Raw genomic sequence first — 21603 nt, 5'->3', positions numbered from 1 at the left:
ACGCTTCATAAGAGTTTGTCTACACGCTGACCTTAATACGTGACTTCAAATACGGCACCTGCATGGTCTGACTCATCACCGTCCGCGGCTGTCGTGACGAGTAACCGATCTTCGTAAGCGATCGGGCAGGTTGGATTTGACACAGGAAATGGAACGTGTGCGAGCTTTTCGCCTGTTTCGAGATTCCAACGTGTGATGCAAGAACCGGCATAATGAGCGATGAAGACATGCCCCTCACGGTCTTTCGTCATACCATCCGGGAAACCATCTTCGCCTTCTAAATCGATTGCGACACGACGGTTCGTTAAGGGTTGATCCGGTGCGTAATCGAACGCATAGACTTTTTTTGTCGGTGTATCGATGTGATACAGGGTCCGTTCGTCATCTGACCAAACGAGTCCATTCGAATTCGTAAGCCCTTCGAGTAAGACGTCAATCGAACCGTCCTTACGCAGACGATAGAGACTTGCCGTCTCCCCCTCTTCTTCGTTGATGCTGCCAGCGACATATTGACCGATTGGATCGAGCTTGCCATCATTCATCCGATCAGAATCAGGCATCGTCAACTGTGTCTCGAGCGAAAGATGTCCTTCTTTGACATCAAATGTACCGAAACCATGCTCCGATGTGACGCGCAAGAAGTCCGGCGCATCCGTTAAAGCAATCGATGTGATTGCACTAGGCAGTTGGAATGGTTTTAATGCTTCTGTCGTTAAATCATATGAAAAGAAGAGTTGATTCGGAATATCGACGAAGTAAAAGCGTTTCGTTTTTGCATCGTAGACAGGAGATTCCCCTGTTTTGCAAGCTACATCAATAAAAAGTGAGACAGTCATGTGTTGTTCCTCCTATATCGGGTCTTGCTTGAATCAATCAAAATTCAAGGTGTGGTTAAATGCGTCATATCATGGACATAGTTTAACTGAAGTTTCCTCATATCTTTTTACCTTTTTATCCTCATGGTAAACATGCGAAATCGTATGTAAAAAAATGACTTAAAAGGTATAATGTATGTGAGGTGATAGAAATGAAGACTAAAATATGTATGTTACTATGCCTTACATACTGTTTCATCGGATTAGAAATGATTCAGGCAGAGACGGTTTCAAAAGGAATCGACTATACGACAAGGCAAGAAACAATCGCAGGAAATCCCCAAGTATTTCGTCAACTCACGGTTAAACCAGATGCAAATAATTACTGGATAACGACAAAGGGACGTGATTATGTCTTGGCGACAGAACCACTACCGATGCAACTGAATCGGTCGATGACATCCGGTAATCGAATTGTCGCTGGTATCAACGGCGATATGTATAAGGTAGCGACGGGTTTGCCAATCGGTCTGCAAATCCAAAAAAACGAAGTGCTCATCAGTCATAGTGTCAAAGAATCGGCATTGAAATATCCATCTTTCGTCATCGATGGACACGGACGACCAGAGATTGGTTCATTCGGCATGGTCGGGTCGATTCGCGCGGCGAACCGAACGCTGACGGTGCATTCCTTGAATCGAAATGAAAATTTAAGTGACCGAATGGGTCTTTTTACGAGTGCACATCACCCATCAAAAAAAATAAAGCTCTACGAACCTTCCGAGACGATGAAGAAAACAGTTGCGATCGTCGTACTGCAAGGTCGTCCCGTCCGTTCCTTCCAGCTCGGAACGGATTATGCATGGACCGTTGGAAAGGTCGAGACAAAATTCCGTTCAGAAATTGATGTGCCGAGTAACAGCGTTGTTCTTGTCGCCTTTGGCAAACAAAAAAAACCGCTCCTTGAACTCATTCGAGCAAAACAACTCACGACGCAATTTAATCTTATCCAACTATCAAACTTGGCAGTCCGAAACGATATCCAGGAAGCGGTGTCCGGCTACAACTGGTTGATTAAAGATGGGATCGGCTTTGATTTAAACGCGTTAGCGACCAATCATGATCGTTTTTTGATGATAGCACGAAAGGCACGGACATTGATTGGTGTCGGTGCTGACCGGACTGTCCACATGGTGACGGTCGATCAGGCACGAACCGACTCGAGAGGCATCACGATGGTCGAAGCGGTCGCGCAGATGCAGCGGTTAGGTGCCACTTCGGCTTTGGCATTTGACGGGGGAGGATCGACCGAGATGATGGTACGGCGCGAGGGGGAGTTCCCGACCAAAACGGTGAACTATCCGGCTGATGGACGGAGTCGTTCGGTCACGAATGGATTAATGGTCGCGACCCGTTATCGACCGACGAATGTCGCGGCGAAAGTGATTGTCGCTGCTCAACCAGAGATGTACCTCGGTGAAAAACGTCAATTGGCATTGAAACTGACGGACCGGACCGGACAACCTGTTGATGCGACGAAGAAAAAAATCACCTTGACAGGTACAGGCGTCAGCGGTCTTCAAGTCACGGCACCGATAACGCCAGGGAAATGGAGAGGAAAGCTGAAAGTAGATCAAGCGAGCAAGACGGTTAAGATTACTGTCACGAACCGTCTATCGGGACTCGTCGTCAATGGTGGGCGACCGATCGTCCTAAAAGTCGGTCAAAAGCAACCGCTCATCACGGAAGGTTGGTTCAATGGACGCAAGGTCACTGTTCCGCAAGCTGAAAAAACGTATCAGAGCACAGGTAACATCGCGAACGTTACAAAAGATACGGTCGTCGCGAAACGAATCGGGAAGACGACGGTCAAGGTAACAGCCGGCGGACGGACGGTCATTGTACCTGTCACCGTGACAAGTGCGAAGAAAACAGCAGTGCTCGACGGCTTTGAAAAAGGAAGCTATCAAGCACAATCTCCTTACGTGTCGAGTTATACGGCGCGGATAAGTACGAAGCAAAAAACAGTGGGGCGTGCTTCACTGGCGGTGACATATGATTATTCCGGATGGCAGAAACAAAATGGCGCCATGTACCTGTCAAGTCCCAATTGGATTATTCCGTATCCTGCAAAAACACTCTCGCTCGATGTTTATGGGAATCGTCATGCGCCGTGGCTCCGGGCCAAACTAAAAGATGCGACGGGTAAATCGCATACGGTCGATTTCGTGAAGAAAGTAGACTGGAAGGGATTCAAGACTGTCCAGGCGAAACTCGATTCGTCATGGCAAGCACCGCTCAAGATTGAGACGATTTATTTTGTCGAGACAGACCAGACACAAAAAGGTGACAAGACGAAACACCGTGTCTATCTCGATCAACTCAAAGTTTCGTATTAAAAAGCAATAAGAAAAAACGATATCTCTCCCGGATGAATCATGGGAAAGGATATCGTTTTTTTAGCGACTTTTGACGAGCAGGCTGACAGCTTCCTTCACTAAATCTTCTGTTTGACCGTCACCACTTTGTTCCGCTTCTTTGACACATTCGATTAAGTTCGAGCTGACGACGACACCAATCGTCCGGTCCATCGCAGAGCGGGCTGCCGATAACTGGGTGATGACGTCGCGGCAATCTTTTCCTTCCTCCATCATGCGTAGTATGCCCCGAAGTTGTCCTTCAATCCGGCTGACACGATTCTTCATCTTTTGATCGTAATCCATTCGTTTTCCTCCATTCTAAGATGCAACACGTTTCTTCGATACCTTCATGCTATGCCCATCAAGGTATTTCTGTCAATTCAACAGGTTTTTTAGCTATAATTTTGAGCGAATTAGGGAATATGGATGTGGTGGAGAAAAAATTGAAAAATAATTAAAGTAATTTAAAACGATTTCGTGTCAGCTTGCGTATACTATATGATAAGGCTGACTGATCACAAGGAGGAGAAGGATGCATACTCAATCCGATGAATCGCTTTATCATCAGATGCGCGGAGGAGATGAAGTGGCTCTCGAAACGTTATATGATAAATACGAGAGGTTGTTATTTTCATTCGCACATCGCTTTACGAACAACGACCGTTTATCTGAAGAAGTCATCCAAGAAGTATGGATGAAAATATGGAATGGACGGGTCGATTTCAATACAGAGAAGGGGAAGTTTTCTTCTTGGATTTTGACGATCACCCGAAATGCAGCACTTGATTGTTTACGACGTGAGAAACGACAACCGACGATTGAAATCGAAGAACGAGACGGTGGATTCGATGAACCGGTTGAACGGACAGTCATGCAGCGAGAGACAGCTGCTGAAGTACGTGAAGCGGTGCAGGAACTGAAGCCGGAACAACAAGAATTGATTGAACTCGTATATTTTACTGGCTTGACGCAACAACAAATCTCGGACCAACTTGAGTTACCGCTCGGGACAGTCAAGACGAGGATCAGGAGTGCGATTCAAGCGTTACGAAAATTATTGGAAGGGAGGGAACGTTGATGGAAGAACGTTGTCATAACTTAATTGACTACTTCAATGGAACATTATCGGCGAGCGATCGTGAGGCGTTCGAAGCACATATCGCGACTTGCGACGAATGTAAGCAAGCGCTTCAAGAGATGGAAGAGTTGATGCTTCCCATCGCGGAATCACTTCCGGAACGACCGGTACCGACTGGAATGAAATCAAGAATTTTAGGGGAAGTCCTTGCTTCGACAAATGAAACACGACAAGAGACGCCACACGTGACGAAGCCGCAGGAGACAGAACTTGAAGCAGCACGGGCGAACAAACAACGAAAACGTTCTGTACCGCTCGGGTGGTTAATGAGTATCGCCGCCGTTCTCGTGTTATCGCTTGGTGCGAATGCTTACCTTCTTGCGCAAGAAGATGACCCGGAGCAAACAGAAACACTTGCGATGGATGAAGTGAACGGTATGGGGAACTTTGAGAGTACAGCTTCGATTCAAGGGTCGAGTATGATTTTTACGAAGGACGATAAAGAATATATGCTCGTCCAACTCAAAGATTTGCCACCACTTAAAAAAGGTGAGCTGTATCAGATGTGGACGATTCAAGGCGATCAAGTGAAAGCGAACGGCGTCATCGAAAAAGATGGACAAGCTGCCGCCGTCTTTGCCCTAAAAGGCAGTGGTAAGGTCGACGCAGTAGCCATCACGGTCGAACCTGAACCGGACCTCGCAAAACCGACGGGTGAAGTCATCGCTTCGGCGACACTATAATTTGAACAGCATTAAAAGGGGCGCCACGGATGTGGTGCCTTTTTGTGTTTAGCGAGAGCGGAACAGGCTGGTCAAAGATTATCGCTTAGGCAACAACAGAGGAACGGCAATTCGTTCAGCTGTTTTGAAAACGAAGCAAGACCGGTAGAAACGACATGACAGCAGACCGCTATAGAATGTTCACTCTTCAGAAAAAATAGCTTTCAGCTTGAGAGATGCCACATGTGCAGTGTCTCTTTTTTGTATATGTTGCATGAATTTTTCTGAAAACACATCGAAATGCAGAAAAAGTCGATATTCGACTGAAAGAATTCAAGAAAATAGACGATAATAAGAAGAATGTCAGTTGAAAAGAGAGGCACCTACACAATGAATGAATGGATCATATTAACGAAACACTATGAAGAGGCGTTGGTCATCCTATCGGTCATCGTGGCCATCGTCGGATCCTATGCCTCACTTGAACTCAATCGTCGCCTAGCGAAGGCGACTTCCTTAAGGAAGCGGACTTTACTTTTATCGTCATTGACGATGGGATTATCGATATGGGGAATGCATTTTGTCGGTATGGGGGCATTTAAATTAGCAGTCGCGGTCAGCTATGACTGGGTGCTGATGCTCCTGTCTGTCGTACCCGCCATTACTGCAGCTTGGATTGCCTTTTATTTATTATATTACTCGGAAATCACCCGCAAAAAGGTGATTCTTGCAGGAACACTCGTTGGAATCGGGATTGCGATGATGCATTATCTCGGGATGGTGGCGATGCGGTTCGGGGGAGAAATCCGATACGACACGTTTCTGTTCACGTTATCGATTCTGATTGCGATCACCGTTGCATACGTCGCACTCCTGTTGTTGTATGCGACCCGTCATGTCAATAAAAAACGTATTTTAATTCCGGTCGCGGTTCTGATGGGGTTTGCGATTTCGACAATGCATTATGTCGGGATGCTCGGGACGACATTTTGTATTCCGCGTGTCTCAGCACCGATGTTAGAGGATAATCCGATCACTTCGAATATTTTAAGTGAAGTCGCCATTCCGGTATTCTTCTTAATCATCTTGATCGCAGGATTGTACGTTCATTTAGAACGCCGGGCTTTACAGATGATGGCCTACACTGATCACTTGACGGGCTTACATAATCGACGGTGGCTCGATCATCATATGGCGAAAGTCGATGCCCAGTACAGTCGTTCGAAACGAATGATGGCGATGGCCTTGATTGATTTAGACGGCTACAAATGGATCAATGACACGTTTGGCTTTGATCAGGGCGATACGGTGATCCGGCAATTTGCCGACCGGATTAAACAGGTGCTGGGTGATGAAGAAAGTTGTATCCGCTATAACGGCACCCAGTTCTTTTTGATAAAACACGTCCCACCGGAACAGTTGGAAACAACCTTTAATCAAGTACTCGAACAAATTCGAAAACCAATAGTGCTCGACAATCAAGAAATTCACTTAACGGCGACGGTCGGTGTCGTTGTTCCGGATGCGCAGGACACGTTAGAGAGTCGGATTGGCCAGATGGAGAGTGCACTACGTGTCGGGAAAAATGAAGGGCGCGATCGTTTTGTCTTATACGATGAGAGCCTTCACTCCGACCGACGGGAGCAATTGATTGTTGGATCGTTACGGAAAGCGATGACCGATTTTAAAGAATTTAATCTCGTCTACCAACCGAAAATCGCACTTGCGACCGGGAAAGTCGAACAGGCGGAAGTGTTGATTCGTTGGAATCACCCGAAAATCGGATTCATCTCACCGGCAGAGTTCATTCCGCTCGCTGAAAAGTACAGTCTCATCCACCGTCTGACAGAATGGGTCCTGCAAGAAACGGTTCGCCAGATGGAGATTTGGAAAAAGGAAGATCATTTCATTCGTCAAGTTTCCGTCAATTTATCAGCGATGCATTTTCGGTCAGAGTCGCACAATTTGATGATTAAGGATATCGTCGATCAGTCTTTCAAACAAAGTGGCGACTTACAATTGCAACTTGAAATCACGGAAACATCCGTCATGGAAAACTTGGAACGGGCCTTGTTGATGCTCGGCGAACTGAAACAGTTGAGCTTGACGATTGCTCTGGATGATTTTGGGACAGGGTTGTCCTCCTTGACGCATCTGAAGCATTTACCAATTGATATCTTAAAAATCGATAAGTCATTTATCGACGAGGTCCCGCATGATGAACGGGGGACCGCGATTACGGAGATGATTATCCAGTTAGCAAAAAATCTCGGTATCGAGGTCGTCGCGGAAGGTGTCGAGACACTTGAACAACACGAGTTCTTGAAACGGCTCGGTTGTGATTATGGGCAAGGCTATTATTACAGTCGCCCCGTCGGTGTGGCTGATTTGGATCAACAAGCCATCGAACGAACCGTTCGCGACGTCGGCTAAAAAGATGAATTATTTTAAATCCAAACGGTCGTCCGTTACGTATGCTAGATAAGCACGCCAGCAAGATGCGTGCGAAGATTTGGGGGACGCAAAGTGATTGGGGTAAATTCCCGGGCGGGGAGGATATCCATCTCGTGTACGATACAGACAGAAATCCAGTACGTTCTATAGATGATTTCGATCTGGTAATCAATGCAGCCTCTGTCTGTAAAACCAATTCAAAAGGCAGCTTCCATGAAGGGAGCTGCCTTTTTTGTGTTTATCGGTTCGGTGTCAACTGACAGCCGGTATGATCGGTTACTAAAACGTTTGTATTGAAGTATTGACCATCACTTTTTAAAATCAGCGATTTGGATTCTTCTTTATAGTCGAGCGTCATCTCTTGATCGAGGAAGTGACTCGACCACCGTTTGACGAGGACAGGACCGACGTTTGAATCGATCGTCATATCTTCATCGGTCGCCGATTCGACGAAACGGATACTGAAGATACCGGAGTTGCCGCAACCGCATCCTTCTGTGTCGTAATAAAGGTGAAGGTGTCCTTCGAGATTGCCCCGTAATTGTTCGATCCGGTCAAGTGCCGGATCTGTAAATGTGATATGCATGACATTCACTCCTTTGTCTTTATTATACGCGCCTTGACGTAAGAAATAACGTTACTTGCTCACGCTGAGCTGGCGACGCATCCGGACGAGGAGGAAGACATACCCTGCGAGTAAAACGACGACGCTGCCGAGGACGACCGTATCGACGAGACCGTCATCAGACTTAAAGTTAATCGCGATATACGCCCAGACGAAGACGAGTGGATAAATCGGATCACGGTTCGCGAACATGAACAAGAGGGCGACGATGACACCGACCGGTAACATGATCATCGTCCAACCCGCATCACCGATTCCGAGCAATTGTGTAATCCCTTGTGTCTGCATGACGATGAAGACATTGACGATTGTCGCGACCGAAACCCAACCGATGTAAAGAGAGAACGGGACTTTGAAACGGAGTGCTTTCGTTTCACGATCGATTTTCGTATAGATGACGATCAGGGAAACGAGTAAACCAATCATCACGACAAGTGTCAGTGGGAACAGTTCATAAGAAAACGATACAATCCAGGCTGCATTAAACAGGCAACTGATCAAAAACCAAGGACCGATTTTTTTAGCGATTTCATGTTCCCGGAACTTCGGAATCGTTTGTAAAATCAACCAGACAAGTAAAACACCATAAATGAGTCCCCAAATCGAGAACGCGTAGCCAGCTGGTTTGAACAAAGTCGGAATCGAGTCTGAAATACGACCTGTTTTTCCACCATCGAGTGCATTAACTGTTATAGCGAAGATGAAACCAAGCCAATTGAGCCAAATCCACTTATTTTTCAAAACAAAAACCTCCTTTAATCTCTAAAGAAGGTTTACCCTGAATCTTTCAGTTTTAGACATCATGGTCGGCTCGTCGGATTCAAGAATGACATGCCGATAGCAGGATTCCCTGTGTGCGAACCGAGGACAGGTGTCAGGTCATCGATGCGAATCGACACGTCAAACCGTTGTTCTAAGTTTGTTTTCCACTCGAGTGCTAAATCGTAGGCAGATGCGTGGAAAAGGGAGAGATCCGTTACGTCTCCACGTTCGATGATGTGCACGAGATGATCATAAATTTTAGAGTGTGCCTTCTTGAACGTACGGACGGTTTGGTACGGGACGATTTTTCCCTCCTCGAAATGAAACAGGGGACGTAACTGAAGTAAGTTTCCGACGAAGGCCTTCGTCGAAGAAATACGACCGCCCGCTTGTAATTGTTTTAAGTTTTCGACGGTAAACTCGATATGGTGATCGAAGCGGCGGTCAAGAATCATCTGTTCGATGTCCTCGATTGCGACACCTTGCTCCGATAACTGAATCGCTTCAGCAAGAAGTTGACCTGCCGGATAGATGCCACATCTTGAATCGATGGCAATCAGACGAAACCCTGCGATTTCTGCTCCTTGGACGGAAGCATTATATGTTCCGCTAAGCTCGCTTGATAAGTGGATCGCAAAACCGAAGTCATAGTCTTCTTTCAGTTTTTCGTAGTGTTCCGTAAACGTTCCGATCGAGGGTTGACTCGTCGTGACCTTATGACCGGCGTCGATCCAGCTGTAGACAGTCTCCGCATTGACATCGACACCGTCGATAAAACTTTCTCCGTCTTTCATGACGAGTAAGGGGACGACCGTCAAGTCCGGATGGTGAGCGATTGTGTCTGGTAAAATGGTTGTGCTATCCGTGATCCATGCGATCCGCATCGGAATTACCTCCTTCATTTTAGTACCTGATATTAATTGTAGGTGTAAGCGCTATCGCTGTCAAACACGCTTTAAGAAAATCATGGATTTCCCTTGCTAAATCAAATCAGTACGCTATAATCGGTACGTGATTAGTAAACTTTCAGTCGTCTTATACTAAACTCGATATGCGAGAGGAGGACGTAGTGTGCGCACGATTGGCAACAAGATTAAAAACTTACGCCTTCAAAAAGGATTGACACAAGAAGAACTCGGCGAGCGAACGGATTTGAGTAAAGGGTATATTTCGCAAATCGAACGGGAAATCAGTTCCCCATCGATTGAGACGTTGTTCAGCTTACTCGAAGTCCTCGGAATCTCAGCAAAAGATTTTTTTGATGAAGAAGTGTTACATCAGAAAGTCGTCTATACCCAGGACGACGTCACGAGTTATGCGGACGACGTACAAGGGTATCATGTGACATGGCTGATTCCGGAATCGAATGAAAAAGAAATGGAACCGGTGCTGTTGACACTTGCTGCGAACAGTTCTTTTAAAGCATATGAACCATCGGGTGCGGAAACGTTTATTTATGTCTTAAAAGGTAAAGTGACATTGATGCTCGGCCGGCAGATGTTTCGGGCGAAACAAGGTGAGACATTCTATTATAAAGCGTCAGAAATCCATCAACTGCGAAACGAGTCGGCGACGGAGGCGAAACTTCTCGTCACAGCGACCGATTCGTATCTATAAGGAGGAATTAGAGTGACAGCAAATACGATCATTCAATTTAAAGAAGTAACCAAACAGTTTGACGATCAAACGGTCCTGGATGCGGTCAGCTTCGAAATTGAGCGGGGAAAGTTCTATACGTTGCTTGGACCATCAGGGTGCGGTAAAACGACTGTCCTGCGCTTAATTGCCGGTTTTACGGAAGCGACAGCAGGTGAAATCATTTTTAACGGCAAACGGATTAACGACGTCCCGGCGAACAAACGTCAAGTCAACACGGTTTTCCAGGACTATGCCTTGTTCCCACACTTGAACGTTTTTGAGAACATCGCCTTCGGTCTGCGAATCAAGAAAGTCAAAGAAGCAGACATTAAGCAACGTGTCTTGGATGCATTGAAGTTCGTTAACTTATCGGGCTATGAAAAACGGGAAATCACTGAAATGTCAGGTGGACAACGGCAACGGGTCGCAATTGCCCGGGCAATCGTCAATGAACCGGAAGTGATTTTGCTTGATGAACCGCTATCAGCGCTCGACTTGAAGTTACGGACAGAGATGCAGTATGAGCTACGCGACTTACAACGTCGCCTTGGCATCACCTTCATCTTCGTCACGCACGATCAAGAAGAAGCGCTGGCGATGTCGGATGAAATCTTTGTCTTAAATCATGGCTCAATCCAACAATCGGGGACGCCGACCGACATTTATGATGAACCGATCAACCGCTTCGTCGCCGACTTCATCGGTGAGTCGAACATCATTCCGGGACGGATGTTAAACGATTACCTCGTCTCGTTCGCAGAAAAAGAATTCGAATGTGTCGACCGTGGGCTTGAATTGAATGAGCCGGTCGAAATCGTCATCCGTCCAGAAGACTTAGAAATCACGGATGTCGCCCAAGGGAAGCTGCGGGTGACGGTCGATTCGCAACTCTTCCGTGGCGTTCACTATGAAATCGCCTGTATCGATGAAGTCGGAAATGAGTGGCTCGTCCACAGTACGAAAAAAGCGACGGTCGGTGAGCATATCGGTCTGACATTTGATCCAGAAGCGATTCACGTCATGCGTCTGAATGAGACGGAAGAAGACTTTGATAAACGGCTTGAATCGTACGATGGGGTGTTATGATGCAAAAAACACGTAACTGGTATCTCATTCCCTATACATTTTGGATTGCCTTATTCGTCATCGCTCCAATCGTACTTGTCGTCTATTATTCGTTCCTTGATTTAGATGGAAACTTCTCGTTCGTCAACTATCAGAATTTCTTTACTTCGACGTATTTGACGATGACGCTCAGTTCATTTTGGTATGCCTTTTTAATCACGTTGTTTTCGCTTGCGATCGGTTATCCGACAGCCTATTTATTGACGAAAACGAAGCATAAACAACTTTGGTTGCTCTTGATCATCTTGCCGACCTGGATCAACCTGCTGCTGAAAGCCTATGCCTTCATCGGACTGTTCAGCACGTACGGACTCGCGAACCAAACGCTTGAAGCGATTGGCATCGGGCGAAAACAAATCCTGTTCACGGACTTCAGCTTCGTCTTCGTGTCGGTCTACATCTTCATCCCGTTCATGATTTTGCCGATTTTTAATGCCATCGAAAAGTTAAGTCCGTCGCTCGTCTTTGCGGCACGTGACTTAGGGGCATCGAACTTTACGACATTTCGTCGTGTCGTCTTCCCGTTGACGATTGATGGTATGAAGTCAGGCTGTCAACTTGTCTTCATCCCGGCGTTATCACTCTTCATGATTACCCGCCTGATTGCCGGGAACCGTGTCATCACGCTCGGTACAGCAATTGAACAACAATTTCTTGTCACCCAAAACTGGGGGATGGGTGCGACGATCGCCGTCTTCTTGATCATCGCGATGGCCATCATTCTCGCCTTGACGAGTACAAAACGGAAGAAAGGAGCGACGACATGATGAAACGGTTTAAACTGGCAAACCTATATTTGATTGGTGTCTTCATCGTCTTGTATGCTCCAATCTTCTATCTCGCATTCTATTCGTTCAACAGTGCAGATAACATGACGAACTTTGATTCCTTCACGTGGGATTGGTATAAGGAAGTCTTTCAAGATTCACGCCTCTTGATCATCGTCTTGAATACACTTGTCATCGCCTTGCTCTCAGCAGCGATCTCGACGATTGTCGGCGTGTTCGGTGCAATTGGAATTCAAGCAGTTCGGAAAAAGCGGATTGAAACGTCGCTCCTGACACTTAATAGTATTTTGATTGTCAGTCCGGACGTCATCATCGGTGCATCGTTCTTAATTTTCTTTACGATGCTCGGGATTCAACTTGGCTTTACATCCGTCTTACTGTCGCACATCGCGTTTTCTGTCCCGATCGTCGTCATCCTCGTCTTGCCGAAACTGCAAGAGATGAGCCCGACGCTCGTCGATGCGGCACGTGATTTAGGGGCAAGTCGTTTGGACGTCCTGACGAAAGTCATCTTGCCGTACATCACACCGGGGATCTTTGCCGGATTCTTTACGGCACTGACGTACTCACTCGATGATTTTGCTGTGACATTTTTCGTGACGGGGAATGGGTTTACGACCTTATCCGTTGAAATCTATTCATTGGCACGCCAAGGGATTTCGATGAAAATCAATGCCTTGTCGACCGTCATCTTCTTATTTACGTTCTTACTTGTCATCGGCTACTATTTCTTGAACCAACGTTCTGTAGCGAAGTTGTCACGACCGGAGGTGAAATGACTGTTGAAAAAATTAATACAATTGTTCGTAACGATTTTTCTAATCTCGGGCGTCATCCTGTTTGCTTTGAACCGCTTAAACGCGACACAAGGCTATTCCGGGGGAAATGTCTTGAATATTTACAACTGGGGGGATTACATCGACCCGGACTTAATCGATCAGTTTGAAGAAGAGTCAGGAATTAAAGTCGTCTATCAGACATTCGACTCGAACGAAGCGATGTTGACGAAGATTGAGCAAGGAGGGACGACGTATGATATCGCCGTTCCTTCAGATTATGCGATTGCGAAGATGATTGAAGAAGATCTCGTCATCCCGATCGACAAGTCGAAACTTCCGAACCTTAAGCATATCGATGATCGTTTCCTTGATTTGTCGTTTGACCCGGATAATCAGTATTCGATTCCGTATTTCTGGGGAACGGTCGGCATCGTCTACAATCAAAAACTACTGGATGGTAAAAAACCGACGAGTTGGAAAGATTTATGGGACCCTGCCTTTAAAAATCAAATTTTGCTAGCGGACGGTGCCCGTGAAGTGATGGGGATGAGTCTAAACAGTCTCGGTTATTCCTTGAACGAAACGGACGAAGACAAGCTGCAAGAAGCAAAAGCGAACTTGATGGACTTGACGCCGAACGTCAAAGCAATCGTCGGGGATGAAATCAAACTACTGCTCGCAAACGAAGAAGCCGGAATTGGCGTCGTCTGGTCCGGGGATGCCAATGAAATCATGAGTGAAAATGAAGAGTTGAACTACGTCATCCCGTCGGAAGGGTCAAACGTCTGGTTCGATAACATCGTCATTCCGAAAACGGCGAAGAACGTCGACGGGGCACACGAGTTCATCAACTTCATGTTGCGTCCGGATATCGCTGCGAAGAATGCCGATTATGTCGGCTATTCGACACCGAACAAAGACGGTTTGAAGTTACTTGATCCGGAAGTCCGGGAAGATAAACGATTTTATCCGGACAAAGATGTCACGGATACGTTAGAAGTCTATGAAAACTTAGGCAAAAAGATGCTTGCGCATTACAATGAGTTATTTTTAGAATTTAAGATGCATAAGAAATAAGTGAGGGCTTAGCCACGCTTTCCTCAAGCAAGACACAAGACCCGCTTCCCTGTCCGTTTCTCGACAGGAAAGCGGGTTTTTCACTGGCTTTGTAGTACGGATATTTTCTATTAGGTCGTAGACGTTACTTGCCCGACCCGATCGTGTGTGGAAACAAAGGATTGGTCAAATGGGCGGTGCGCTTTATTCAATCAAACCAGGCTGTAGACAAAGTGCCATCGGGAGATCAAGCGTCTTTTTCGTTGCTTTCCTCGGGTGAGGCGCAAGCCGTTGCTCCTTCGTCCTCACGGACAATGAGCAGGGTCTTGCCTGCCTCTAAAAGTGCGTTAAAGACGCACTTTTCCCCGTAGGAGTCAACGAAACGCGATGCTTTTTAGATAATACCGTGAGGGAAAGCCGGGTAGGCAGACGGTTTAGGGCGCAATCCGTTTCGCATCGCTTAGAACCGCAACAAGCAATCATTTGTGACCCTGCAGCTTTGCTGTAGTGGCGTGACCGATTGCCGCTTTGAAGACGAGGCGAGACAGAGAAGCTCGACCGGATTGTCTCTCGTTATCGTATGTTCACGCTTCATAAGAGTTTGTCTACATGCTGAATCAAACAACATTCTTTTTAAAAATATTTTTCTGAAAAATGTATGGAACGTGAGTATTTTTTGAGAATTGGGGGAATGAGTTATTTAACAAAGCATTTTTAGGGGGTTACATCATGAAACAAATCTTAGGACTTATCTTAACAGCAGCTCTTGCCGTCAGCGTCGTGTCAGGCACTTCATATAATCAATCAGCGGAAGCAACGAAACCATCGGACGTCAGTTGGCTCCAACATATCAAAAAGAATGCCAGTTATGCAAAATCACTTGATAAAACGGTAAAGTTAGAACGGACAACGTTAGCACAGGTACATAGTGCATATAAAGGTGAAAAGAAATCAAACTGGTGTCAAAGTGGGAATGGACTGATGTCAGCGGATCGTGCCGTTCACTATTGTTCGACGTACGGCGTGAAAGATAGTAAAGCAACAGTCTCTGCCATCGTCTATGATCCGAAAATGGTCAAACGCACGATTTCTGTCAAGGAAGTGAAAAAAGCCTATCCGACTGCAAAACTTGATCCAATGTTCAACACGATGACGGTTTCGGCGAAAAAGGTCAACATTTATCTAAATTTAAATTCCGACCGTACACAAGTCATGTCAATTCTAGTAAAATATAACTAATGACAAAAGGATGACCTTTTAGGCCATCCTTTTTATTGAATCTTTTTATAAACAGGGACGAGATGCGCATAGGTATTTCGAATCAATTCAAGGAGTTCGTCGTGAGACATCGCGCTGACTTGTTGGGCAGACACATGACGACCGACAAGAAATTCAGCTTTTTTTACATCGCGGAAACGGACCAACCCTTGTTCCAGATTGGCATCTGTCACGCGAACGGCCTCTTTTTTCATATGGTCGTACGAAATGACGAAGTCCTCTGGTAATGTCCGTAACAGCTCTTGCTGATCAAGAAGTTTTGACGCATACTGTTGTTTATTTGGAAGTTCATAAATATAGGCCAACCAAATAAAGAGATGGTCATCAAAGAGCCCGACTTGGAAATGCGGGTGTTTTTTATATCCACGTTTATTAGGCGAAAAGGCCATCCATGTATCGTTTGGCGGATTTACCTTTCGTCTTGCGTGTTGTGCGATATGGACGTACATGTCCTCTGCGAGATTCACCGTCAAATCAGGAGAAACCTCCGCACCAATGTGGCGGAAAACAGGTTGTATTCGCTTGCGAATCGCATCCATCCGATTTTCTAGCCCTTCAATTTCAAATGCCTTAAACGCTTCTTTTGTAAAGTGTGTACTCATTCATTTATCACCTCTCTTTATATTGTAGCAAATGAGAGAGCAGAAGTTGGACTTCATGATTCATTTGGACAAGAATGAAGTGAAGGTTTTCCAAAAATAGACAAGATAGTAGTTTAGGAAGGGGAAGTCAATGTGCGGCGGTTTCAACAATACCTTCTTCGAAGTTGGGTCGTGTTCTTTATAATCGTCATTGCGCTCGATCTTTTAGCGCGAGCGAATGATTATAGCCTCAATGTCGATTATTTCACCTTTTTATTGATAGTCGCCTTATCGACGATTTTTGTTGTCGATCCGGTTCGAAGAAGACACATGAGTTTTACATTCCATTTCGGATTTGTGCTGTATACGTTTTTAACTTACGGACTGTTGCCGGCAATCTGTGTCGGTCAATTGACGATGTTGATCTATCAGTTACGTTCTTTCAATACGGCAATCGGTCGGCGGCGGATGTTGCACAATTATCCGTTTAACGTTGCCCTTGAATTGCTGTTGATTTTACCGGCAGGCCTTGCCTACAACGCATTAGGCGGCACGCACGGAGCAGCATTCTCACTCATTGGGAACATTGTCCCGTTGATGACAATGGTCGTGATCTTATGGATGGTCTTATTGTTCCAATACAAATTATCAAACTTTTTACTCGGTGAGAACATTCCGACGAGTGTCATGCTTCCGTTATTACGTTTTGAAGCGGTCGTCATTACAGCGGAGCTCTTATATGGTGTTTTCAGTACATTGATGGTTCAAAATAACGGGAATAGCGCTTTAGTCATGACCGCCTTTGCTCTGTTCATCATTAAACGTTCGCTTGGGAGTTCCGTTCATGCGAGCGATCGACTTGAACACTGGGAACAGATTGAACGGTTAAAAGAAGCGGCATGGAAAGATGGTGACGCACAGTTCATCATCGAACGGTACTTAAGACAGCTGAATCAGTTCGTCAAACCCGACATTGCCTGGATTAAGTTTGATTTTGGAGAGGGCAAAACCGTTTATTATTCATTGAAGGACGGACGTAAGTTAAAAGCAGATCATGTCGAAGGAATCATCATCGAGGAAATTATCGAGAAAGAGGAAGTACTGCTCTATGTCATGCAGCAAGAGTGGGATATCCGGCTCTATGATGCGCTCCCGGAAGAAATGCAATCCATTCTATTCATTAAACCGGAAGCGACGGAAACGATTAACTGTTCCTTGATGTTAGCCTCGGAAGCAAGTGGAGAGTTCACGAAGGACTTTGGTTATGAATTATACCGTGCGTTACGTGTCCTGTCCTGGGCGGTCGAGCGGGCACATGAACGCGAACATCTCTTGATGGATAGCCGGACGGATGCCATGACAAAACTTCCGAACTACCGTGCGTTACAGGAATGGGGAGACCGTCGCATCAAACAAAAGGATTTGTATCCTTTCTCAGCCTTGATGATTGATTTGGATCATTTCAAACAAATCAATGATACGTATGGACATGAAATCGGCGACGTCGTCTTGTTCGAAGTCGCAAAACTGTTGATGCAAGCAACTCGCATCACGGATCTTGTCGCGCGTTATGGGGGAGAAGAGTTCGTCGTCTTGTTACCGAACACGGATATTGAATCGGCGCGAATCGTCGCGGAGCGAATCCGGGAGACGTTGCATGCGAATCCAATTGAAGTGTCTGGGCATACGCTTGATGTCACAGCAAGTATCGGTGTCGACACGTTGAAGGAACTCGGTGACCTAGCGAGCTTGATTCGGAATGCGGACCGTGCGATGTACGTAGGTGCTAAATTCCAGGGACGTGATCGTGTCGCGTCTTATCAAGAATGGAAAGAAAAAGTCATTTGAAGTAAAACCGCTACCTCTTAGGTGGCGGTTTTTTAGTGGGGAGACAAAGGCGGTTTGAAGACGAGGCAAGATAGGGAAGCGCGAACAGATTGCATCTCGATATCGCATGTGTATGCTTCTTAATCGTTTGTCTACACGCTGACATGTCCTTCTTAGGAAAAGTATTTTTTTTGAGATGATTTTCGATGAACGAAACAAAAAAACACACAAGTCGAAGACCGACCGGCGTGCCTGATTGTAAAAGAAATAGAAGTAAATGAATGCATAATCTTGATTACTGGGCTTGTTGTTTGCTCGAACGAATTTCACTTTCAATGGCATGGATGGCTGCCGACCATGAGCCGTAACGATGAAGTAGGGCTTTTGTAGAGGGCTTGTTGTTACGTTTCGCCCATTCACGGTAGGCTTCGAAAGATAGCGAGAAGCCGACTTCTTCGATCGCTTGTCGAAGTGATGACGCAAGCTCAGCTTTCGAATAAGTAACACTCGCTTCGAGTCCAGCTGCCGTACAGGCATCATGCCAAGAACCAAACATTTTCACGATATGATAGTGGCTCGGTGCATGGTGGACAGATTTCCGCCAAGTTTGATACTTCTTCAAGGTGATGGTCGAACCGACGTCTTTTGCATAGCGCTGGAAAGATTTTAAAATTTCATCCTTCGTATATTTAGGCGCCCGCTCCAGTTCTTCCGGTTGCTGATCGATGTGCCATTCAAACCCAGCTGCAGATAAAGCTTCCGGCCAAGAGCCGAATTGTCGAATGATGTTTTCGGGCAATGGCCAACCGTGGACGACCGCATAACGACGATAGATGGTGCGTCGTGGTCTGTCTTGAATCAGTTCACCGACTGCTTGAATCGCTTCTACCATTTCGGTTTGTTCTTCCGTAAGTGTTTGTTGACTCTTCAGTACACGTTGCTTCAAAGATGAGTCCTCCTTCCTAGTCATTCAATGTATTGAGGCAAAAGTCCTCTGTATAGAATATATCGGCACTTTTTCATTAAATCTGAAGAATTACCGCGAATTATTGTAAAAAAAAGTGAATTTAGTTTCTTCTGCATAAGTATAAATGGAAGTAATACAAATGAAAACAGAATGTTACCACTTTTTAATCAATATCTAAAAAACAGTACATTTGCCTCATATGGAAAAAAAGACCAGACCCGCTTAAAAGCGAGGCTGGTCTTGGGTGATTGCTTATCTTCCTTCGATGTAAGTCCATTTGAACGAAGTATCTGCTCCGACTTTGTGGTTGACGATGCCTTTGACGTAAGGTTTACGTAAGAGTGACGCACCGCGTTGGTACATAACTGAGATCGCTTGATCGTCCTCGAGCAAGACTTTTTCAGCATCTTTCAATGACTGCCAACGTGTTTCTGCATCCGCATCTTTCATCGCAGATTTGATGAGTGAATCGTATTTGTCGCTTGAGTAACCACCACGGTTATACGGTCCACCAGTCATCCACATGTCGAGGAATGTCATTGGATCCTGATAGTCAGGTCCCCAGCCGGCGAACGAAAGTTCGAACTGACCTTTTGATTCAAGATCAAGTTTGTTCTTGAACGGTTGTTGTTTGATCGTAACTTCAAGACCTGGAAGGTTTTTCTCCCACTCGCCTTTAAGGTACTCAGAGATTTTCTTCGAGTTGTCATCATCGTAAGAGAGAAGTTCGAGTTTGACTTTGTCTTTACCGACTTCTTTCAGACCTTTTTCGAATGATGCTTTTGCAGAAGAAGCATCGAATGAGCCGAACCCTTCGTTGCCGTCACGGAAGTCTTTTCCGTCCGGTCCTTTAGCGAATTCTTTCGGAACATAGTAATAAGCAGGGATTGAACCGTTGTTTAAGAGGACTTTCGCCATCTGTTCTTTGTCATACCCTGAGTCGATTGCTTTACGGATGTCTTTGTTTTTGAGCAATTCATTTTTGAAGTTCATTTGGATGTAGTACATCGAAGCGTCAAGACGTGTATCGAAGTCTTCGCTGTCTTTGTATTGATCAACGAATTCACTTGTTAAACCAACTTGATCGATGTCACCTTTTTCGTACAAGTTGACGGATGTCGATACTTCTTTAACGACTTTGTAGTTTACTTGATCAAGTTTGACCGTATCAGCATCCCAGTACTGGTCGTTCTTTTTGTACGACCAGCCGACTTCTGTTTTCCAGTCCGTTAATTGGAATGGACCGTTGTAAAGGAAGTTCTCAGGATCTTTCGCGAAGTCTTTTCCTTTTTCTTCGACGAATTCCTGTTTAAGCGGCATGAATGAACCGAATCCAGTCAACGCTTTGAAGTAATCAGCAGGTTGTGTCAACTTAACTTCAAGTGTTTTGTCGTCAACTGCTTTGACGCCGACATCATCCACTTTTCCTTTTCCTGTGTTGTACGCTTCAGCACCTTCGATGACATACATGATGTAGCCATATTGTGATCCACTCTTAGGATCGAGGACACGTTTCCAAGCGTATTCGAAGTCTTTTGCAGTGACATCGCTGCCGTCAGACCATTTCGAATCACGTAATTTGAATGTGTATGTAAGTCCGTCTTCCGAGACATCAACACTTTCAGCAACACCTGGCGTAGGCTCTTGGTTTTCGTCAAGACGGAAGAGACCTTCTTGAACGTTGTTTAAGACTGTGAAAGAAACAGAGTCTGTTGCGACAGTAGGGCTAAGTGCCGGGATGTCTGATCCACTTGTTAAGTTTAAGACTTGTTTGTCTTCTGATTTTTTACTACCTGAAGAACTTGAAGTATCTTTCGAGTCATCTGTTGACGAACATGCTGCTAAGCTTGCTCCTGCGATTGATAGGGCACCGACGAGTGCGAGTGTTTTTTTCTTCTTCATAATGATAAGTTCCCTCCCAAGAATAAATATATATGATGATAAAATGAGTACCCGATAGTTAGAGCGATCCGGTGTCCTATGAAAAAAATAAGAGGGGTCATCGCCTTTTACTTTTCTTGAAGGAAAGCACCGGATCAACTTGGTTCTAATATTAAATACAATATTCAGAAAAATCAATAGAATATTTTCAGATTATTTCAAAAACGTTAAAATTGTGAGGGATATCAAGGGTTTTCGTGTAAAATAATTTTTTTAAAGGATAAAATTGGTAGCGTGAAAATGATTGTGAAATTAAAAAACACGCTACATCAGTAACGTGTTTTTTTCGTCAGGAAAGTCCTTTGACGTATTTAAGCGCTTCAGCTACGTGATCTTTGACCTTGACCGTCCGCCACTCGTTGAGCAATTCACCTTGCTCATCGATGAGAAAAGTCGACCGGACGATTCCATAATATTCCTTTCCGTAGTTCTTTTTTAACTGCCAGACCCCATACTGTTCACAGACCGCATGATCGACGTCGGAGAGGAGCTGGAACGGAAGTTCGTATTTTGAGATAAAGTTTTGATGGCGTTTTTGACTGTCAGCGGAGATTCCGAGGATGACCGTATTTTCAGCTGCAAAGGCGTCTGTCGCGTCACGGAAATCACAGGCTTCTGTCGTACAACCCGGTGTCGAGTCTTTCGGATAGAAGTAAAGTATGACTTTTTTACCCCGGTAATCGGCGAGTGAAATGTTTTCACCCTGGGCGTTCGGTAACGTAAATGTTGGCGCGTTCATTAAGAGTC

20 protein-coding genes are annotated in these 21603 nt (G+C 45.4%); 11 read left to right on the top strand and 9 right to left on the bottom strand.

What is annotated here, in order from left to right:
* Positions 1-32: 32 nt before the first annotated feature.
* Positions 33-836, bottom strand: a complete 804-nt coding sequence (locus KNQ04_RS03125) for an SMP-30/gluconolactonase/LRE family protein (RefSeq protein ID WP_214847223.1) — start codon at positions 834-836, stop codon at positions 33-35.
* 191 nt (positions 837-1027) lie between these two features.
* Between KNQ04_RS03125 and KNQ04_RS03120 the strand changes: the two genes are divergently transcribed.
* A complete protein-coding gene (locus KNQ04_RS03120) occupies positions 1028-3214 on the top strand; it encodes a phosphodiester glycosidase family protein (RefSeq protein WP_214847221.1) in 2187 nt (728 codons plus the stop codon).
* 60 nt (positions 3215-3274) lie between these two features.
* On the opposite strand, the gene KNQ04_RS03115 is transcribed toward KNQ04_RS03120, so the two are convergent.
* Positions 3275-3538 carry a metal-sensitive transcriptional regulator gene (locus KNQ04_RS03115; protein WP_214847219.1) on the bottom strand — a complete coding sequence of 88 codons (264 nt, stop codon included), beginning with the start codon at positions 3536-3538 and terminating at the stop codon, positions 3275-3277.
* 229 nt (positions 3539-3767) lie between these two features.
* Here KNQ04_RS03115 and KNQ04_RS03110 point away from each other — a divergent pair, with 229 nt between their 5' ends.
* The 3 genes from KNQ04_RS03110 to KNQ04_RS03100 all read left to right on the top strand — a co-directional run bounded on the left by KNQ04_RS03110 (position 3768) and on the right by KNQ04_RS03100 (position 7468).
* Positions 3768-4313 (top strand): RNA polymerase sigma factor, encoded by a 546-nt coding sequence (locus KNQ04_RS03110; protein WP_214847217.1) that lies wholly within the window; start codon positions 3768-3770, stop codon positions 4311-4313.
* Positions 4313-5056 (top strand): anti-sigma factor, encoded by a 744-nt coding sequence (locus KNQ04_RS03105; RefSeq protein ID WP_214847215.1) that lies wholly within the window; start codon positions 4313-4315, stop codon positions 5054-5056. Before KNQ04_RS03110 ends, KNQ04_RS03105 begins: the two co-directional genes overlap by 1 nt.
* A gap of 369 nt (positions 5057-5425) precedes the next feature.
* Complete coding sequence (locus tag KNQ04_RS03100) at positions 5426-7468, top strand: putative bifunctional diguanylate cyclase/phosphodiesterase (RefSeq protein ID WP_214847214.1); 2043 nt, start codon at positions 5426-5428, stop codon at positions 7466-7468.
* A 259-nt stretch (positions 7469-7727) separates the two neighbouring features.
* Here the strand turns inward: KNQ04_RS03100 and KNQ04_RS03095 are convergent, their stop codons facing one another.
* Genes KNQ04_RS03095 through KNQ04_RS03085 form a run of 3 tightly spaced genes read right to left on the bottom strand, consistent with a single transcriptional unit; the run spans position 7728 to position 9760 of the window.
* Positions 7728-8075 (bottom strand): iron-sulfur cluster biosynthesis family protein, encoded by a 348-nt coding sequence (locus KNQ04_RS03095; RefSeq protein ID WP_214847212.1) that lies wholly within the window; start codon positions 8073-8075, stop codon positions 7728-7730.
* A 51-nt stretch (positions 8076-8126) separates the two neighbouring features.
* A complete protein-coding gene (locus KNQ04_RS03090) occupies positions 8127-8855 on the bottom strand; it encodes a tryptophan-rich sensory protein (RefSeq protein WP_214847210.1) in 729 nt (242 codons plus the stop codon).
* A 59-nt stretch (positions 8856-8914) separates the two neighbouring features.
* A complete protein-coding gene (locus KNQ04_RS03085) occupies positions 8915-9760 on the bottom strand; it encodes a DegV family protein (RefSeq protein ID WP_214847208.1) in 846 nt (281 codons plus the stop codon).
* A 187-nt stretch (positions 9761-9947) separates the two neighbouring features.
* Here KNQ04_RS03085 and KNQ04_RS03080 point away from each other — a divergent pair, with 187 nt between their 5' ends.
* The 6 genes from KNQ04_RS03080 to KNQ04_RS03055 all read left to right on the top strand — a co-directional run bounded on the left by KNQ04_RS03080 (position 9948) and on the right by KNQ04_RS03055 (position 15501).
* Complete coding sequence (locus KNQ04_RS03080; protein WP_214847207.1) at positions 9948-10493, top strand: helix-turn-helix domain-containing protein; 546 nt, start codon at positions 9948-9950, stop codon at positions 10491-10493.
* A gap of 12 nt (positions 10494-10505) precedes the next feature.
* Positions 10506-11600 carry an ABC transporter ATP-binding protein gene (locus tag KNQ04_RS03075; protein ID WP_214847205.1) on the top strand — a complete coding sequence of 365 codons (1095 nt, stop codon included), beginning with the start codon at positions 10506-10508 and terminating at the stop codon, positions 11598-11600.
* Positions 11597-12406 (top strand): ABC transporter permease, encoded by an 810-nt coding sequence (locus KNQ04_RS03070; RefSeq protein ID WP_214847203.1) that lies wholly within the window; start codon positions 11597-11599, stop codon positions 12404-12406. Before KNQ04_RS03075 ends, KNQ04_RS03070 begins: the two co-directional genes overlap by 4 nt.
* Positions 12403-13206 carry an ABC transporter permease gene (locus KNQ04_RS03065; RefSeq protein ID WP_088837844.1) on the top strand — a complete coding sequence of 268 codons (804 nt, stop codon included), beginning with the start codon at positions 12403-12405 and terminating at the stop codon, positions 13204-13206. Before KNQ04_RS03070 ends, KNQ04_RS03065 begins: the two co-directional genes overlap by 4 nt.
* 3 nt (positions 13207-13209) lie before the next feature.
* Positions 13210-14283, top strand: a complete 1074-nt coding sequence (locus KNQ04_RS03060) for an ABC transporter substrate-binding protein (protein WP_214847201.1) — start codon at positions 13210-13212, stop codon at positions 14281-14283.
* Positions 14284-14991: 708 nt separating this feature from the next.
* Positions 14992-15501, top strand: coding sequence for a hypothetical protein (locus KNQ04_RS03055; protein WP_214847199.1), 510 nt, complete (start codon positions 14992-14994; stop codon positions 15499-15501).
* 32 nt (positions 15502-15533) lie between these two features.
* Here the strand turns inward: KNQ04_RS03055 and KNQ04_RS03050 are convergent, their stop codons facing one another.
* On the bottom strand, positions 15534-16142 hold the full coding sequence (locus tag KNQ04_RS03050) for a YktB family protein (RefSeq protein WP_214847197.1): 609 nt from the start codon (positions 16140-16142) through the stop codon (positions 15534-15536).
* A gap of 132 nt (positions 16143-16274) precedes the next feature.
* Here KNQ04_RS03050 and KNQ04_RS15815 point away from each other — a divergent pair, with 132 nt between their 5' ends.
* Positions 16275-17969 carry a GGDEF domain-containing protein gene (locus KNQ04_RS15815; RefSeq protein WP_214847195.1) on the top strand — a complete coding sequence of 565 codons (1695 nt, stop codon included), beginning with the start codon at positions 16275-16277 and terminating at the stop codon, positions 17967-17969.
* 274 nt (positions 17970-18243) lie between these two features.
* On the opposite strand, the gene KNQ04_RS03040 is transcribed toward KNQ04_RS15815, so the two are convergent.
* The 3 genes from KNQ04_RS03040 to bcp form a co-directional block, all read right to left on the bottom strand.
* The gene (locus KNQ04_RS03040; protein ID WP_214847194.1) at positions 18244-18894 is read right to left on the bottom strand and encodes a homing endonuclease associated repeat-containing protein; all 651 of its coding nucleotides are present in this window, start codon (positions 18892-18894) and stop codon (positions 18244-18246) included.
* 273 nt (positions 18895-19167) lie between these two features.
* Positions 19168-20817, bottom strand: coding sequence for a peptide ABC transporter substrate-binding protein (locus tag KNQ04_RS03035; RefSeq protein ID WP_214847193.1), 1650 nt, complete (start codon positions 20815-20817; stop codon positions 19168-19170).
* Positions 20818-21145: 328 nt separating this feature from the next.
* Positions 21146-21595 (bottom strand): thioredoxin-dependent thiol peroxidase, encoded by a 450-nt coding sequence (gene bcp, locus KNQ04_RS03030; protein ID WP_214847192.1) that lies wholly within the window; start codon positions 21593-21595, stop codon positions 21146-21148.
* Positions 21596-21603: the final 8 nt, after the last annotated feature.

This window comes from Exiguobacterium sp. s193, from assembly GCF_018618755.1.
Lineage (GTDB): Bacteria > Bacillota > Bacilli > Exiguobacteriales > Exiguobacteriaceae > Exiguobacterium_A.
This window is presented reverse-complemented; position numbering and strand designations above follow the sequence as displayed.

What these genes read in the sequence shown, in the direction of transcription:
- KNQ04_RS03065 (WP_088837844.1), top strand. Translation starts at nt 12,403, where the DNA reads ATGATGAAACGGTTTAAACTGGCAAACCTATATTTGATTGGTGTCTTC.
- KNQ04_RS03035 (WP_214847193.1), bottom strand. Translation starts at nt 20,817, where the DNA reads ATGAAGAAGAAAAAAACACTCGCACTCGTCGGTGCCCTATCAATCGCA.
- KNQ04_RS03125 (WP_214847223.1), bottom strand. Translation starts at nt 836, where the DNA reads ATGACTGTCTCACTTTTTATTGATGTAGCTTGCAAAACAGGGGAATCT.
- bcp (WP_214847192.1), bottom strand. Translation starts at nt 21,595, where the DNA reads ATGAACGCGCCAACATTTACGTTACCGAACGCCCAGGGTGAAAACATT.
- KNQ04_RS03050 (WP_214847197.1), bottom strand. Translation starts at nt 16,142, where the DNA reads ATGAGTACACACTTTACAAAAGAAGCGTTTAAGGCATTTGAAATTGAA.
- KNQ04_RS03085 (WP_214847208.1), bottom strand. Translation starts at nt 9,760, where the DNA reads ATGCGGATCGCATGGATCACGGATAGCACAACCATTTTACCAGACACA.
- KNQ04_RS03100 (WP_214847214.1), top strand. Translation starts at nt 5,426, where the DNA reads ATGAATGAATGGATCATATTAACGAAACACTATGAAGAGGCGTTGGTC.
- KNQ04_RS03115 (WP_214847219.1), bottom strand. Translation starts at nt 3,538, where the DNA reads ATGGATTACGATCAAAAGATGAAGAATCGTGTCAGCCGGATTGAAGGA.
- KNQ04_RS03120 (WP_214847221.1), top strand. Translation starts at nt 1,028, where the DNA reads ATGAAGACTAAAATATGTATGTTACTATGCCTTACATACTGTTTCATC.
- KNQ04_RS03055 (WP_214847199.1), top strand. Translation starts at nt 14,992, where the DNA reads ATGAAACAAATCTTAGGACTTATCTTAACAGCAGCTCTTGCCGTCAGC.
- KNQ04_RS03095 (WP_214847212.1), bottom strand. Translation starts at nt 8,075, where the DNA reads ATGCATATCACATTTACAGATCCGGCACTTGACCGGATCGAACAATTA.
- KNQ04_RS03110 (WP_214847217.1), top strand. Translation starts at nt 3,768, where the DNA reads ATGCATACTCAATCCGATGAATCGCTTTATCATCAGATGCGCGGAGGA.
- KNQ04_RS03105 (WP_214847215.1), top strand. Translation starts at nt 4,313, where the DNA reads ATGGAAGAACGTTGTCATAACTTAATTGACTACTTCAATGGAACATTA.
- KNQ04_RS03070 (WP_214847203.1), top strand. Translation starts at nt 11,597, where the DNA reads ATGATGCAAAAAACACGTAACTGGTATCTCATTCCCTATACATTTTGG.